This window comes from Vibrio sp. 1078-1, assembly GCF_033340475.1.
Genome location: NZ_JAWOWM010000004.1, coordinates 375,255 through 390,772 on the forward strand (window position 1 = coordinate 375,255; position 15,518 = coordinate 390,772).

General features: G+C 45.8%; 13 protein-coding genes. 9 read left to right on the forward strand and 4 right to left on the reverse strand.

What is annotated here, in order from left to right; all coding sequences use genetic code 11:
- Positions 1-54: 54 nt before the first annotated feature.
- Positions 55-1,485, forward strand: coding sequence for a bifunctional D-glycero-beta-D-manno-heptose-7-phosphate kinase/D-glycero-beta-D-manno-heptose 1-phosphate adenylyltransferase HldE (hldE, locus tag R7190_RS11645; protein ID WP_005379886.1), 1,431 nt, complete (start codon positions 55-57; stop codon positions 1,483-1,485).
- Positions 1,486-1,663: 178 nt separating this feature from the next.
- On the opposite strand, the gene tolC is transcribed toward hldE, so the two are convergent.
- On the reverse strand, positions 1,664-2,992 hold the full coding sequence (tolC, locus tag R7190_RS11650; protein ID WP_186584470.1) for an outer membrane channel protein TolC: 1,329 nt from the start codon (positions 2,990-2,992) through the stop codon (positions 1,664-1,666).
- A gap of 229 nt (positions 2,993-3,221) precedes the next feature.
- On the opposite strand from tolC, the gene nudF reads away from it, so the two are divergent.
- The 6 genes from nudF (at position 3,222) to parC (ending at position 10,234) form a co-directional block, all read left to right on the forward strand.
- Complete coding sequence (gene nudF, locus R7190_RS11655) at positions 3,222-3,872, forward strand: ADP-ribose diphosphatase (protein WP_025768397.1); 651 nt, start codon at positions 3,222-3,224, stop codon at positions 3,870-3,872.
- Positions 3,872-4,315: a DUF1249 family protein gene (locus tag R7190_RS11660; protein WP_017633603.1), complete on the forward strand. Its 444-nt coding sequence runs from the start codon at positions 3,872-3,874 to the stop codon at positions 4,313-4,315. Before nudF ends, R7190_RS11660 begins: the two co-directional genes overlap by 1 nt.
- 61 nt (positions 4,316-4,376) lie before the next feature.
- The gene (gene cpdA, locus R7190_RS11665; RefSeq protein ID WP_005387419.1) at positions 4,377-5,183 is read left to right on the forward strand and encodes a 3',5'-cyclic-AMP phosphodiesterase; all 807 of its coding nucleotides are present in this window, start codon (positions 4,377-4,379) and stop codon (positions 5,181-5,183) included.
- Positions 5,184-5,230: 47 nt separating this feature from the next.
- Entirely contained in the window at positions 5,231-5,815 is a 585-nt protein-coding gene (yqiA, locus tag R7190_RS11670) for an esterase YqiA (RefSeq protein WP_017820245.1), read from the forward strand.
- A 249-nt stretch (positions 5,816-6,064) separates the two neighbouring features.
- A complete protein-coding gene (gene parE / locus R7190_RS11675) occupies positions 6,065-7,945 on the forward strand; it encodes a DNA topoisomerase IV subunit B (protein WP_132936752.1) in 1,881 nt (626 codons plus the stop codon).
- A 3-nt stretch (positions 7,946-7,948) separates the two neighbouring features.
- Positions 7,949-10,234 carry a DNA topoisomerase IV subunit A gene (gene parC / locus R7190_RS11680; protein ID WP_186584469.1) on the forward strand — a complete coding sequence of 762 codons (2,286 nt, stop codon included), beginning with the start codon at positions 7,949-7,951 and terminating at the stop codon, positions 10,232-10,234.
- 37 nt (positions 10,235-10,271) lie between these two features.
- Here parC and degS read toward each other — a convergent pair whose 3' ends face one another.
- The 3 genes from degS to zapG all read right to left on the reverse strand — a co-directional run bounded on the left by degS (position 10,272) and on the right by zapG (position 13,538).
- Entirely contained in the window at positions 10,272-11,336 is a 1,065-nt protein-coding gene (gene degS / locus R7190_RS11685; RefSeq protein WP_017633606.1) for an outer membrane-stress sensor serine endopeptidase DegS, read from the reverse strand.
- A 190-nt stretch (positions 11,337-11,526) separates the two neighbouring features.
- Positions 11,527-12,894, reverse strand: a complete 1,368-nt coding sequence (locus R7190_RS11690; protein WP_025768400.1) for a Do family serine endopeptidase — start codon at positions 12,892-12,894, stop codon at positions 11,527-11,529.
- Between the two features lie 200 nt (positions 12,895-13,094).
- The gene (gene zapG / locus R7190_RS11695) at positions 13,095-13,538 is read right to left on the reverse strand and encodes a Z-ring associated protein ZapG (RefSeq protein WP_005379861.1); all 444 of its coding nucleotides are present in this window, start codon (positions 13,536-13,538) and stop codon (positions 13,095-13,097) included.
- A gap of 195 nt (positions 13,539-13,733) precedes the next feature.
- Here zapG and zapE point away from each other — a divergent pair, with 195 nt between their 5' ends.
- Both zapE and rplM read left to right on the forward strand, forming a co-directional pair.
- Positions 13,734-14,837 carry a cell division protein ZapE gene (gene zapE / locus R7190_RS11700; protein ID WP_186584468.1) on the forward strand — a complete coding sequence of 368 codons (1,104 nt, stop codon included), beginning with the start codon at positions 13,734-13,736 and terminating at the stop codon, positions 14,835-14,837.
- A gap of 251 nt (positions 14,838-15,088) precedes the next feature.
- Positions 15,089-15,517, forward strand: a complete 429-nt coding sequence (gene rplM / locus R7190_RS11705) for a 50S ribosomal protein L13 (protein WP_005372872.1) — start codon at positions 15,089-15,091, stop codon at positions 15,515-15,517.
- The last annotated feature ends 1 nt before the right edge of the window (position 15,518 follow it).

Here is a 15,518-nt window from a genome sequence, read left to right on the forward strand (position 1 = left end):
GCCTCGATAAGGGCTGTGATAAACTCACTTCGATTTAATTTTTGGAGACCAACAATGAAACCAATTCTACCTGATTACAACAGCGCTGGTGTGCTCATCATCGGTGATGTCATGCTAGATCGTTACTGGTATGGCCCAACCGGGCGCATTTCTCCTGAAGCGCCGGTTCCTGTTGTAAAAGTAGAAAACAATGAAGAGCGTCCTGGTGGTGCTGCGAACGTTGCGATGAACATCGCATCACTAGGTGGCCATGCTCACATTGTTGGTCTTACTGGGGAAGATGAGCCTGCAAAAGTGCTGACGGAGACGTTGAGCTCGCTCAATGTGAAGTGCGATTTCGTTGCACTGCCTGATTACCCAACGATTACGAAGCTTCGCGTAATGAGCCGTGGACAACAGCTTATTCGTCTCGACTTCGAAGACAAGTTTGAAAACACAGATTCTGCGCCAGTGTTATCACGTATGGATGTCGCACTGCCAAACGTTAAAGCCGTGATTATGTCTGACTACGCAAAAGGCTCGTTAGAGCATGTTCAGGCATACATTCAAAAAGCGCGCGCAGCAAATATTCCGGTTTTCATTGACCCGAAAGGTGCGGATTTTGAACGCTACCGTGGCGCAACACTTCTTACGCCAAACATGAAAGAGTTCGAAGACGTTGTAGGTAAAGTGAAATCTGACCAAGAGCTAGTAGAGAAAGCACTGGCTTTGGTTGAAGAGTTTGAATTTGAAGCGCTTTTAGTGACACGCAGCGAAAACGGAATGACCTTGATTCGTCGTGGTCAGGAACCGTTCCACCTTCCAACTCAAGCGAAAGAAGTGTACGACGTGACAGGTGCGGGCGACACGGTTATCTCTGTATTGGCAGCGTCTGTTGCCGCAGGCAAATCATTTGAAGAAGCGTGTGCACTAGCAAACGCAGCGGCAGGTGTTGTAGTTGGTAAACTAGGCACGTCAACGCTTTCTGAGATTGAATTAGCAGAAGCGGTACATGGCAGCCAAGACACGGATTACGGTGTGATTTCAGAAAAAGCACTGATCGAAGCGGTGAAAAAAGCACGAGCTCGTGGCGAGAAAGTCGTTATGACAAATGGCTGCTTTGATATTCTGCACGCTGGGCATGTGTCTTACTTAAACCATGCTGCTGAACTGGGCGATCGCCTAATCGTTGCGGTAAATACCGATGAGTCAGTAAAACGCCTTAAAGGCCCTGGTCGTCCGGTAAACCCAACCGATCGCCGCATGGCGGTGTTGGCAGGTTTGGGCGCTGTGGATTGGGTTGTACCATTTAGTGAAGATACGCCGCAGCGTTTGATCTCAGAAGTTCTACCAAGCTTGCTAGTAAAAGGTGGTGACTACAAACCAGAAGAGATTGCTGGTGGTAAAGAAGTCATTGCGGCGGGTGGTGAAGTTCGTGTATTGAACTTTGAAGATGGCTGCTCGACCAGTGAAATCATTAATGCAATCAAAGGCGGTAAGGGCTAAGGCTGCTGTTTGTTAGCATTGAAATGCTATTTGCTCATAAAGGTCGCTAAGTGCGGCCTTTTTGATACTTGTAGTTCAGAGGCACTTTTAAGCTCTGAACTACAAGTAATAAAAAACGCCAGCTGATAACTCAACTGGCGTTTTTTATTTATTAAGACCTGAAGTATTCAGTTCGCGGTTATTTTGCCGCTTTCAAACCTGCATCAACGTCCAAGATGTCTTGTTCGCTTAGCGTACCAACTGCTTGGCGTAGCTGAAGAACACTTAAAATGTAGTCGTAACGAGCGTTCGATAGGTTTTTGTTCGCATCGTATAGACGACGAGTCGCGTCCAGTACATCAACGATAGTACGAGTACCTACATCAAAGCCAGCTTCTGTTGCTTCTAGTGCAGAGCGTGCAGAAATAACCGCTTGCTCATACGCACGTAATGCGCCGATAGAGGCGTTAATGTTGTTGTTTTGTGCGCGAACATCTTTGACTACGCTACGGTACTGTGCTTCAAGATCTTCGCTTGCTGCCACGTACGCGTATTCAGCTTGTTTGGTTTGAGAGGTTACGTTACCACCTGTGTATAGCGGTACAGCAAGGTTCACACCAATATTGAAGTTGTCTATCGTGTTGTCACGAGAGCTATGAGAAGTATCACCGTAGTTGTAACCACCGTCTAGAGAGAGCGTTGGTAGGTGGCCAGAGCTTGCTAGTGAAATATTGTCACGCGCAATGTCTTGAAGAATACGTGAAGATAGCAAGGTCAGGTTTTTGGTTTTTGCTTCATCAATGAGGGATTCAGCTGGTACGGTCGATGGGCTAGCAGTGAAGCGGCCAGTGTCCAAAATGTTGAGATCTTTGTGCTCTTGGCCTGTAATTTCACGCAGTGACTCGTAGCTATTAGTTAGCGCGTTTTCTGCCAACACTTCGTCCGCTAGCACTTGGTCGTACTGAGCTTGTGCGTCATGCACGTCAGTGATTGCAGACAAACCTACTTCAAAACGCTGTTTAGTTTGCTCAAGTTGACGGCCAACCGCGGCTTTTTCTGCACGTACGAAAACAAGATTATCTTGTGCGCGTAGAACTTCAAAATACGCTTGTGACACGCGAAGAATCAGTGCCTGTTGCGTCGCTGCGTAAGTTGCGTCTGCTTGGCGAGCACTTTTCTCAGCAGTATCTAGAGAGATCCAAGATGCGCGGTTGTAAAGTGCTTGTGAAAAGCTAACGCCAGCGGTTAGCGCGTTGCCATCGTTTGATACGTCGCTAATTAGATTTGAATCGTATTCAGTATCACCACGAGTTAAATTGTAACCCGCAGTAAGGTTGATCTGTGGTAATAGAGCACTACGGCTTGAGGTGATTGCTTCGAAAGCTTGGTCACGTTGTGCTGCTACACTGAGCAATTGTGGATCATTTTGTTTTGCCAAGTCGTAGATTTCAGCCAAAGAGTCTGCGAACGCAGACGTACTCATGCTACCTAGCGCTGCACTGATAAATAGTGGAAGCAATTTTTTCATTTTCTATTCCCGCGGTCCATAGATTGGTTAATTCTCAGTAGTTTAACTCAATTTGCACGATATTTACTCTAAAGTTTGCACTTTTTTACACGTAATTATCCACTTGTGCAATAAATTTTTAGCGAAGACTTAAATTAATTTGTAACTATTATACAAAAAGTTGAGCCAAGTCCTTTGAGCAAGCGAATAACAATGAGTAAACTACAGGATTCACTCAGAGAGGTGTTGAATGCAACAGCGTGACAAACAACAACAAGATTTTACTTCGCGAGATGTAAAAGTCATCTCGAAAGAAACCTTATTTGAAGGTTTTTTCAAAATGGTGAAATACCGCTTTCAGCATAGGCTATTTGCTGGTGGTTGGAGTGGAGTTGTCGAACGAGAAATGTTCGAGCGTGGTCACGCAGCAGCGATGCTTCCTTATGATCCAAAGACGGACCAGGTCGTAATCATTGAACAGATTCGTATTGGCGCGTTGGAACATGAACACCCTTGGCAGCTAGAAATTGTCGCCGGTATGATTGACCGCGATGAATCAGCTGAAGCCGTAATTCGTCGAGAGGCTGTCGAAGAAGCGGGGATTCAGGTGGGGCGCGTTATACCTGTCACTTCTTATTATCCTTCGGCTGGTGGTTGCTCGGAAAAGCTAGACGTCTTTGTTGGTGAAGTGGATGCGTCTAAAGCGCACGGCATTCATGGTTTAGACTATGAGAATGAAGATATCCGAGTTCATGTCATGAGTCGTGAAACGGCGTATCAATGGGTGAAGGACGGGAAATTTGAAAATGGTGCGTCGATTATTGCGTTGCAATGGCTGCAATTACACCATCAAGAGTTAAAGTCAGAATGGGGACAATCCCAAACGGTGGAGAGTGAGTAATGGCACAATTGGCTGAAAAACAACAATATCATGTTGATTTAGCTGGTCTTATGAGAACGTATGAGACCAACTACGCTAAGTTGAACGCCTTATTGCCTGCTTCTGCCGAAGTTGGGGATGTACGTTGCTACCAAGCGGCGAACATGGTTTACCAATTGACCGTGAATGAAATCACAAAATACACCACAGTTGTTGAGATATGTCAGAGTGATGAAACGCCAGTGTTTCCTTTACCGACGATGTCTGTCAGGCTTTATCATGATGCGAGAGTAGCCGAAGTATGCTCAAGCGGAGAGTTCTCTCGCATAAAAGCTAAGTATGATTATCCCAATGACCAACTGATGCAGAAAGATGAAAAGCATCAATTAAACACATTCCTCGGTGAATGGCTGACGTTTTGTTTACGAAGTGGTATCAGTAGAACACCACTTGCCTTCAATTGATCGTCACGTCACTAAAGGAAAATAACAAATAACGATATAGTGGACGAATCAGGTTTTCATTTTGCAATCATCTAGTGACAGCATCAAACTTTTACAAATTACGGATACTCATCTGTTTGCTGCCGATGAGGGAAGTTTGCTAAGCGTAAAAACAGTCGATAGCTTCAATGCTGTTGTTGCTGATGTTTTACGCCGCAACGTGGCGTTTGATTACATCTTGGCGACCGGGGATATTTCCCAAGACCATAGTGCAGAATCTTATCAGCGCTTTGCCAACGGCATTGAACCGCTAGAGAAAGACTGTTTTTGGCTACCTGGTAATCATGATTACAAGCCTAATATGGGCAGTGTTTTGCCTTCGCCACAAATCAAAGCCGCAGAGCATGTATTGCTTGGCGAGCATTGGCAGTTAATTCTTTTAGACTCGCAAGTGGTTGGCGTTCCTCATGGGCGCTTGAGTGATCAGCAATTAACGCTACTCGAAGAAAAGCTAGCCGAACACCCAGAAAGACACACACTTGTTTTGTTGCATCATCACCCGTTACTGGTGGGAAGCGCGTGGCTTGATCAACATACTTTAAAAGATGCCGAAGCGTTTTGGCAGGTTGTCGAGCGTTTTGATAACGTGAAAGGCATTCTCTGTGGCCATGTTCATCAAGATATGAATGTGCTTCACAAGGGTATTCGAGTGATGGCAACACCCTCAACTTGTGTTCAGTTTAAGCCTAACTCGGATGATTTTGCCCTTGATACCACTTCGCCTGGTTGGCGGGAGCTGCAACTACACGCTTGTGGCGATATTACGACCCAAGTAGGTCGGCTTCCTGATGGCCAGTTCCAACCAGACTTCTCTTCTAACGGCTACTAACGCGCCCGAGCTCTCTGTTCGGGCTCGCTTTTTTGTGCGAGATATCTATGAGTAAACCTTCACTTCTTCTCTATATCCATGGCTTTAATAGCTCTCCACTCTCCATGAAAGCGAATGTGATGAGAGCCTACTGCGAGCAACATAGGCCTGATATTAAGGTGATTGTTCCCCAGTTACCTTGTTATCCTCAGCAAGCGGCGAAAATGTTGTTGGATATTATCGAGCAATATAAAGACGACTATAAAATTGGTCTAGTGGGCAGCTCATTAGGCGGTTTTATGTCAACGTGGCTAAATGACAAGTTTGGGTTTAAAGCGGTAGTGGTCAACCCCGCAGTCAAGCCTTATGAGTTGCTAGTAGATTATTTGGGTAAGCAAACTAACCCATATACGCATGAAACCTATACACTTGAAGCTTGTCATATTGACGAGTTAAAAGCTCTTGATGTACAAAGCATCGCGTCGCCACATTCTTTTTGGTTATTGCAACAAACAGAAGATGAGGTTTTAGACTATCGACAAGCGGTAGATAAGTTTGCAGACGCTAAGCAAACAGTAGAACAAGGCGGTGATCACAGTTTTGTAGGCTTTGAGCGTTATCCTGCACAGATTATCGAATTTCTAGAACTGTAATTCGAAAGCGATTGGAAAAGGCTCATAGTTTTTATTGATATATCCAACCGTTTCTTGACATGGGCGGTATGCTTTCCGACTATGTTTTGCCAAAAGATCTTAAGGGTCGAGGACCCTGGCTACTTTGTTATGCATCATGTTTACAAACTCTTAGTGATGTGAACAGGGTGGCTTTTTCGTTTCCTGAGTATGGGTACGCCCATTGGTGATACTCAGGCAACAAGTAAACTTTGAGAATAATTCCGTATTATGACTGAACAATATAATGCTGGTGCCATTGAAGTACTGAATGGCTTAGAGCCAGTACGTCGCCGACCAGGGATGTATACGGATACAGCGCGCCCAAACCATTTGGGCCAAGAAGTTATCGACAACAGTGTCGATGAAGCGCTAGCCGGACATGCCTCAAAAGTACAAGTCATCCTACATGCTGACCAATCACTCGAAGTGATCGATGATGGTCGAGGCATGCCTGTTGATATCCACCCAGAAGAGAAAGTATCAGGCGTAGAGCTAATTCTATGTAAGCTACATGCGGGTGGTAAGTTCTCTAACAAAAACTACCAATTCTCTGGTGGTTTGCACGGGGTAGGTATATCTGTAGTAAACGCGTTGTCAAAACGCGTTGAAGTAACAGTTCGTCGTGATGGTCAAGTGTATGAAATTGCATTTGAACACGGCGAGAAAGTGTCTGATCTGACCGTAACTGGCACATGTGGTCGTCGCAATCGCGGTACCAGCGTACATTTCTGGCCTGATGCGAAGTACTTCGATTCGGCTAACTTCTCTGTGACGCGCCTAGTCAACAACCTGCGCGCAAAAGCGGTTTTGTGTCCGGGCTTAGAAATCACATTAACCGACAAAGTTAATGGCAAAGACTGTAAGTGGTACTACGAAGATGGTTTGAAAGACTATCTTGCGGAAGGTGTAAAAGGCTATCCAGTTATTCCTGAAGAACCATTTACTGGTGAGTTCTTGGCGGATACTGAAGCGGCAAACTGGGCGGTAATTTGGCAGCCAGAAGGCGGTGAGATGATCACCGAAAGCTACGTTAACCTAATCCCAACCGCTCAAGGTGGTACGCACGTTAATGGTTTACGCCAAGGCTTGTTGGAAGCGATGCGCGAATTCTGTGAGTTCCGTAATCTATTACCTCGTGGTGTGAAGCTAACGGGTGATGACGTTTTCGACCGCTGTTCTTACGTGCTGTCGGTTAAGATTCAAGACCCGCAATTTGCAGGCCAGACCAAAGAACGTCTGTCTTCTCGTCAAACCGCGGCATTTGTCTCTGGCGTTGTAAAAGATGCGTTCAGTCTTTGGTTGAACGAAAAGCCTCAGCTCGCAGAGCAATTGGCAGAAGTCTGTATCGCTAACGCACACCGTCGTATGCGTGCAGCGAAAAAAGTCGTACGTAAGAAAGTGGCGTCCGGCCCAGCACTGCCAGGTAAGTTGACCGACTGTTCAGCACAGGACTTAAGTCGCACTGAAATCTTCTTTGTGGAGGGTGACTCTGCGGGTGGCTCGGCAAAACAGGCACGTGACCGTGAATTCCAAGCCGTGATGCCACTGCGTGGTAAGATCTTGAACACGTGGGAAGTCTCTGCCGATCAAGTTCTTGCGTCTCAAGAAGTACACGATATTTCTGTTGCTTTGGGTATTGACCCAGATAGCGACAACCTCGAGAGTCTTCGTTACGGTAAGATCTGTATCCTTGCCGATGCGGACTCGGATGGTCTTCACATCGCAACGCTGCTTTGTGCTCTATTTACTCGTCACTTCCGCGCACTAGTGGAAGCGGGTCATATCTATGTGGCGATGCCGCCTCTGTATCGAATCGACTGCGGGAAAGAAGTGTTCTACGCCCTCGATGATGATGAAAAAGATGGCATTTTAGAGCGCTTGTCGAAGAAGAAAGCCAAAATCAACGTGCAACGATTCAAAGGTCTGGGTGAGATGAACCCACTTCAGTTGCGTGAAACCACCATGGATCCGAACACGCGTCGCTTAGTGCAGTTAACCATTGACGACTCTACGGCGACCATGGAAATGATGGACATGCTGCTAGGTAAAAAGCGTGCAGATGACCGTCGTTCTTGGCTACAAAACAACGGCGACTTGGCAGAGGTGTAACGGATGTCTACAGAAATTACCTACGATGGCGTCGAACAATTGCCAATGCGCAAGTTCACTGAAGACGCTTATCTGAACTACTCGATGTACGTAATCATGGACCGCGCCTTGCCATACATTGGTGATGGCTTAAAGCCGGTTCAACGACGCATCATTTATGCGATGTCAGAGCTTGGTCTCTCTGCATCAGCAAAATACAAAAAATCTGCACGTACCGTTGGTGACGTGCTAGGTAAATACCATCCGCACGGTGATTCAGCGTGTTACGAAGCGATGGTATTGATGGCTCAGCCATTCTCTTACCGCTATCCATTAGTGGATGGTCAAGGTAACTGGGGTGCGCCAGATGATCCGAAATCATTTGCGGCAATGCGTTATACCGAAGCAAAACTGTCTAAGTTTGCTGAAGTATTGCTTGGCGAACTTGGTCAGGGCACGGTTGAATGGCAACCTAACTTTGATGGCACAATGAAAGAGCCACAAATGTTGCCAGCACGTCTGCCTCATATCCTGCTTAACGGTGTAACCGGCATTGCCGTTGGTATGGCAACAGACATCCCACCGCACAACGTTTGTGAAATCGCAGATGCGACTATTCATTTGATCGACAACCCGAAAGCAGAACTGCCGGACGTGATGCAGTATGTCAAAGGTCCGGATTACCCAACAGAAGCAGAAATTATCTCGCCGCAAGCGGATATCGAGAAGATTTACCGCAACGGTCGTGGCAGCATCAAAATGCGCGCGGTTTGGCATAAAGAAGGTTCTGATATTGTTATCACTTCTTTGCCTCACCAAGTATCGGGTGCCAAACTGCTTGAGCAAATCGCTAACCAGATGCGTGCGAAGAAGCTGCCAATGGTTGACGATCTTCGTGACGAATCGGATCACGAGAACCCTACGCGTATTGTTGTCGTGCCTAAGTCAAACCGCGTCGATTGTGATTTGTTGATGAACCATTTGTTCGCATCAACGGATCTTGAGCGCAGTTACCGCGTTAACTTGAACATGATTGGTTTGGATAACCGTCCTCAAGTTAAAGGTCTGGTGCAAATTCTATCTGAGTGGATCGAGTTCCGTCGTACGACTGTGCGTCGTCGTTTACAACACCGCCTAGACAAAGTCATGGCTCGTCTACACATCTTGGAAGGTTTGTTGGTTGCTTACCTCAACCTAGATGAAGTGATTGAGATCATCCGTACTGAAGACGATCCAAAAGCGGTGCTGATGGAACGCTTTGGTATTACCGATATCCAAGCGGATGCAATTTTAGATACCAAACTTCGTCATCTAGCAAAACTAGAAGAGATGAAGATCCGTGGTGAGCAAGACGAGCTAGAGAAAGAGCGTGAGAAGCTAGAACAGCTACTCGGTTCTGAGCGTCGTCTGAACACACTACTGAAAAAAGAAATCAAAGCAGACGCAGAGAAATACGGTGATGACCGTCGCTCTCCAATGGTTGAGCGTGCAGAAGCAAAAGCGCTGACTGAACGTGACCTCGTACCAAGTGAGCCAATCACGGTTGTGCTTTCTGAGAAAGGTTGGATTCGTCACGCGAAAGGCCATGACGTGGATGCCGAAGGCTTAAACTATAAGTCGGGTGATAAGTATTTAGCGCATGCTCGAGGTAAGAGTAATCAGCCTGCGGTATTCCTAGGTAGTGACGGTCGAAGTTACTCTCTGGAATCGCACTCACTGCCTTCTGCTCGTAGTCAAGGTGAGCCGATTACCGGTCGCTTGAATATTGCGGCTGGTAGCAGTATTCGCCAAGTCATCATGAGTGAAGAAGATCAGCTGTGGCTGGTGGGCTCAGATGCAGGTTACGGCTTTGTATGTAAAGGCGCGGACTTGCTGTCTAAAAACCGCAGTGGTAAAGCGCTCGTCACTTTACCTGCCAACTCTGAGATCATGACGCCAAAAGAGATTGAAGATTTAGACTCTGATGAAATCTTAGCAATCACTAACCAAGGTCGCATGCTGCTGTTCCCAATCAAAGACTTGCCACAACTGGCGAAAGGTAAAGGGAATAAGATCATCAACATTCCTGCTGCTAAAGCAAAAGAGCGAGAAGAAGTACTATCTCACTTAATGTCTTTACCAAAAGGTGCATCGTTAACGCTGTACGCGGGTAAGCGAAAGTTGGGTCTTAAACCGTCTGATCTTGATAACTTCCGTGGCGAACGTGGTCGCCGAGGTGGGTTATTACCGAGAGGTTTGCAGCGAGTCACTCGCATTGAAGTTGAGCTAGATGATTCCGATACGACGGAAACACCGAGCGATAGCGAGTAACGCACAAATAAAAATCCCAGCCAATGGCTGGGATTTTTTATGCTTCTTGCTTGTCTTCGGCAATGGTGACTTTCAAGGTCATCTCTTTTCCTTTGCGAATGATACCGACGTCCACGGTGGTGCCAGGACGTAAATCGGTGACGATATCCATAACGCTCTGACGCCCTTGCACTTTATTGCCATCAATGCTGATAATGATGTCCTGCTTTTGGAAGCCTGCCGCATTGGCTGGACCATTTGGATCAATACCAAGTACGACAATACCACCTATGTGTTCATTTCCAAGTAGGCGAGCAGTGACCGCATTAATGTCTTGGCCGTCGATTCCAATATAACCACGAATCACGCGGCCATCAGCGATGATTTTCTGCATGATCTTACTCGCTAGCGGCGCAGGGATCGCAAAAGAAATACCGTAAGTTTCTAAGTCTGTCGCTTGCTGAAAAGAGGCGGTGTTAATGCCGACGAGCTCGCCTTGTGTGTTCACTAGGGCTCCACCAGAGTTACCTTCATTGATGGCGGCATCGGTTTGAATGAATGCTTGACGACCGTCGCTAATAGATGAACGACCTGTGGCAGAAATAATGCCGAACGTTGTGGTTTGTCCAAGGTTGTATGGGTTACCGATGGCTAGTACTACGTCGCCCACTTGTGGTTTGTAATTAGAGTTCAGAGGGATTACGGGCAAATTCGAACCTTCGACACGCAGCACGGCTATATCAGTACGTTTGTCTGTCCCTACGAGCTGAGCCGCTGCGGCTCTGCCGTCTTGTAATGCCACAACAATTTGATCAGCTTGAGCAACCACATGATAGTTAGTAATGATGTAGCCTTTCTCACTAACAATGACACCTGACCCCAGGCCTTGAGTCGAGAGTTTACTGCGATCATTCTCAACATACTTACGACTGTAGATGTTTACCACTGCAGGCGCTGCTCTTCGGACCGCTTGATTAAACGTCAACTCGACTGATGCGATATTAACAGGTTGAGGATCAAGCGCGGCAGGAATTACGTTGTTGCGCAAAGATGGAACCGCCAGTAATACCACTGCGGCAGTAGCCAAGCCTAAAAAGACAGAACGTAATAAAAAGCTGAGCATATCCTCTCCATGCGTGAGCGCCAAAATGGCATCGAAGATGAAGAATAGCATTACATTGAAAAATAACAAAAGGGCAGCACGTCATCGCGCTGCCCTTTTCATTAGTTATTGAGCGATAAGGAAAAGTGATCGAGCCTTATCACTCAGCATTATGCATCGAAAACCTTATTTTCTATCACTTTGAAAGTGGTTAACGAATGACAAGATAAATAGTACGTTCACCACGTTGAATATTAAGAGCCAGTACACCTTTGTGTTTCTCTACGATTGTACGAAGCTCGGCAAGGTTTTTCACTCGTTGACGGTTCACACCGATAATAATGTCACCTTGTTGTAATTGATATTGAGCCGCTGGAGAGTTATCTGCAACGCTCGATACTTTAACACCTTGGATTACATCACTTGGTGTTGTATTGCTTAATTCCGCCCCTTTGAGTCCCTCATGTAATGTCTCCGCTTTAGCTTTCATATTCGTAGATTCGCCAAGCGTTACATCAAAGGTTTTATTCTTACCATCTCGAACCACACCTAATGTGATTTCTTTACCTGCGCCCAGTGTTGCCACTTTTGCGCGGAGCTCTGAGAAAGTATTAATCGCTTTGCCGTTCACCGATACAATTACGTCACCGGCTTTTAATCCTGCTTTATCGGCTGCGCTGTCCGGTACGACTTGACCAATAAAGGCACCTTTACTTGACTCGTAACCCAATGCATCAGCTAGCTCAGAGGTTACTTCGCCACCTTGCACACCCAACATGCCGCGTTTGACTTCACCAAACTCTAGAATTTGATCAGTGAGGTTTTTCATCATGTTTGATGGAATCGCAAAACCAATACCTACGTTACCGCCGTTAGGGCCTAAAATTGCAGTATTAATACCGATCAGCTCACCATTAAGGTTGACCAATGCACCACCAGAGTTACCGCTGTTAATTGCGGCATCGGTTTGGATGAAGTTTTCGAAGTTTTCAACGTTTAAGCCGCTACGACCAAGGGCTGAAACAATACCCGAAGTCACAGTTTGACCGAGTCCAAATGGGTTACCAATCGCAACCGTAAAGTCACCGACACGCAGTTTGTCGGAATCCGCGACTTTAATCTGCGTTAAGTTTTTCGCTTTCTCTAATTTAAGTAACGCAACATCGGCCATTTCATCACCGCCAACGAGAGTAGCGTCATACTCGCGCCCGTCAAAGAGGCGAACTCGAATCTCATCTGCGCCCTTGATCACATGGTAGTTAGTGACAATATGGCCTTTCTTCGCATCAATAATGACACCAGACCCTAAACCTCTGAACGGGCGCTCTCGCCTTTGTTCCATAGGAAAGTCTGGGCCAAAGAAAAATTGAAATTGCTCGGGAATGCGACTGGTTTGTACTTGTTTACCTTCTACAGCAATACTCACAACAGCTGGGGTCACCTTCTCAAGCATTGGTGCCAAGCTAGGTAACTGTTGGCCATCCACATTCAAAGGTAATGCGGCAGTGGCTTGAACTGGGGCAATAATCGACCCCAAACTCAGAGATAGAACGGTGAGCGCAAGCAGTGGTTTTTTCATCCAATAACTCCTCTTGAAACATGTCTGCCAAAAAGAAATATCCGAACGGTTAGTTCACTTTGTTAATAACTAATATAGGGTCTAGTTCGGACAATCAAAAGGGGAGGCAGTGCACATCCAAGTTAGAGCGAAGGTGAGGTGAAAAAGTTCAAAAAAGGGCCGATACAAATGTATCGGCCCTAGATAGAAGTAAGAGAGAATTATGATGCTTTTGCGGTTACCGCTTCGGGAGCATTAATGATTTCTTTCTCTTGATCCTTCAAAAGACCGGTGGCGCCATTAGCGTAGTCTTTTGGTTGTTCGTTAAACTCTGGTTGATCTTCTGCAATGGTTTCAGACGACATTGCCGTTTTCTTATCAAACGGGTTGTCTTGTTCTGGTAAGTTTGGCAAAAGCTCAGAAGAGGTCTTGGCCATATGTTGGTATAGCTTGGTGTAATCTTTACCTAGGGTGTCCAACATTTCTGCGGTTTGTGCAAAATGATCGACGAGCTCTTGACGTTGTTGCTCTAATTCAAACTTGGCCGCTTCAAGTTCTTTCTGCACAGACTTTTGTTTCTTGTATTCAGGGGTGGTTAGTCTACTAATGACTACGCCTACGATTGTACCGACCAGCAAACCCACAATGGCATAAATCCAAGGCATAACTGCTCCTTATAGTTGTTTTAACAAGTCTTTTACTACTTAGTTACACGCGGTGCTCGTCCATGTTACTATGGCTTGAACAGCCGATAAAGAAAAATAGCAGTATGTCTTCGGGGACTGATAACTACTTCTCTCTATTCTCAAAGTTGACCCCGAGGTAACCCTTTTCTCTATACCTCTATACGACTTAATACGATGACACCACTACAACAATATCAAAAAGACATAGCAGAACACGGGTTTCAGCGTGATGAAGCTCAGTATCAAGCGGTCGTTGCATTAGACAAGCTTTACCATGCTATCGTTGAATTTCAGTCAGCGCCTGTGCCTCAGCTTTCCAAATGGCAAAAGCTAATGGGGAAAAAAATCGACAAGCCTGAACCACCAAAAGGCCTTTACTTTTGGGGTGGGGTAGGTCGCGGTAAAACCTACCTTATGGACGCATTTTTTGATGCTTTACCGACCCAAAGAAAAATGCGCGTCCACTTCCATCGATTTATGTATCGAGTACATGATGAGTTGAAGCTGTTAGGTGATGTCGAAAATCCTCTATCAAAAGTGGCGGATAAATTTAAAGAAGAAGCAGATGTGGTTTGCTTTGATGAATTTTTTGTTTCCGACATTACTGATGCGATGATCCTTGCAACGCTACTTCAAGAAATGTTCAAGCGGCAGATGATCCTAGTCGCGACTTCAAACATTGAGCCGCAGAACTTATATCGTAACGGTTTGCAAAGAGCGCGCTTTTTGCCCGCGATCGATATGATTTTGGCGCGTTGTGAAGTGTTGAATGTCGATAGTGGCGTTGATTATCGCTTAAGAACGTTAGAACAGGCTGAAATATACCATTACCCGCTTGATGAGCAGGCTAGCATAAACCTTAACAAATATTACCAGCAACTGACTGGAGAGCGTAAGTTTGTTGCTCATCAAATCGAAGTTAACCACCGTCAACTGGTGGTGATTGAAGCAAGCGACGGGGTGCTGCATGCGTCGTTTGCTCAGTTGTGTCAAACTGCTCGCAGTCAAAATGACTACATTGAATTGTCTCGTATTTACCACACGGTATTACTGGCAGATGTTCAACAAATGAACCGAAAAATAGATGATGCGGCGAGACGCTTTATCGCGCTGGTCGATGAGTTTTACGAGCGCAATGTTAAGTTGATTATTTCTGCTGAAGTGCCAATGGCCGACTTATATACTGACGGGCAGTTAGAGTTCGAATTTAAGCGCTGTTTGTCTCGGCTTACAGAGATGCAAAGTCATGAGTATCTCGCGCGTGAACATTTGGTCTAGATCCAATGGGTTCTTAAAAAAGTGAAGAAAAAATTAGTGATTTGGCGCAAAAAAAGGTGATTTTTTCTTCGCTCTTCTCTATAATCCTGCGACCCACCGTTACTGCAGACCTGATTATCGAAGTTATTTCGAAATTGAAGGTCGAGAGTACCAACGACTCGAAGGGGTGATGACTGGGCTCTTAGACAGTGTGGGAGCACTATTGGGTGTTCCTTTAAAGTTTAAAATTTAATTAACGGGTTATTGTTAGCATGAAAACTTTCGTTGCTAAACCAGAAACTGTAAAACGCGACTGGTACGTTGTAGACGCTGAAGGTAAAACTCTTGGCCGTCTAGCAAGTGAAATTGCATCTCGCCTACGTGGCAAACATAAAGCTGAATACACTCCTCACGTTGACACTGGTGATTACATCATCGTTATCAACGCTGAGAAAGTTGCTGTAACTGGTAACAAAGCTAAGAACAAAGTGTACTACCGTCACTCTGAATTCCCAGGTGGTCTAAAATCTATCACTTTTGAAAAGTTGATCGATCGTAAACCTGAGATGGCTCTTGAGCTTGCAGTTAAAGGCATGCTTCCACGTGGTCCTCTAGGCCGTGCTATGTACCGTAAGCTAAAAGTTTACGCGGGCGCTGAGCACAACCATGTTGCTCAACAACCACAAGTACTAGACATCTAAT

Excerpts from the sequence above, each read along its gene's own strand:
- nudF (WP_025768397.1), top strand. The coding sequence starts at position 3,222 with ATGCAACAGCGTGACAAACAACAACAAGATTTTACTTCGCGAGATGTA.
- R7190_RS11660 (WP_017633603.1), top strand. The coding sequence starts at position 3,872 with ATGGCACAATTGGCTGAAAAACAACAATATCATGTTGATTTAGCTGGT.
- yqiA (WP_017820245.1), top strand. The coding sequence starts at position 5,231 with ATGAGTAAACCTTCACTTCTTCTCTATATCCATGGCTTTAATAGCTCT.
- zapG (WP_005379861.1), bottom strand. The coding sequence starts at position 13,538 with ATGCCTTGGATTTATGCCATTGTGGGTTTGCTGGTCGGTACAATCGTA.
- degS (WP_017633606.1), bottom strand. The coding sequence starts at position 11,336 with ATGCTCAGCTTTTTATTACGTTCTGTCTTTTTAGGCTTGGCTACTGCC.
- hldE (WP_005379886.1), top strand. The coding sequence starts at position 55 with ATGAAACCAATTCTACCTGATTACAACAGCGCTGGTGTGCTCATCATC.
- tolC (WP_186584470.1), bottom strand. The coding sequence starts at position 2,992 with ATGAAAAAATTGCTTCCACTATTTATCAGTGCAGCGCTAGGTAGCATG.
- parE (WP_132936752.1), top strand. The coding sequence starts at position 6,065 with ATGACTGAACAATATAATGCTGGTGCCATTGAAGTACTGAATGGCTTA.
- zapE (WP_186584468.1), top strand. The coding sequence starts at position 13,734 with ATGACACCACTACAACAATATCAAAAAGACATAGCAGAACACGGGTTT.
- rplM (WP_005372872.1), top strand. The coding sequence starts at position 15,089 with ATGAAAACTTTCGTTGCTAAACCAGAAACTGTAAAACGCGACTGGTAC.
- parC (WP_186584469.1), top strand. The coding sequence starts at position 7,949 with ATGTCTACAGAAATTACCTACGATGGCGTCGAACAATTGCCAATGCGC.
- R7190_RS11690 (WP_025768400.1), bottom strand. The coding sequence starts at position 12,894 with ATGAAAAAACCACTGCTTGCGCTCACCGTTCTATCTCTGAGTTTGGGG.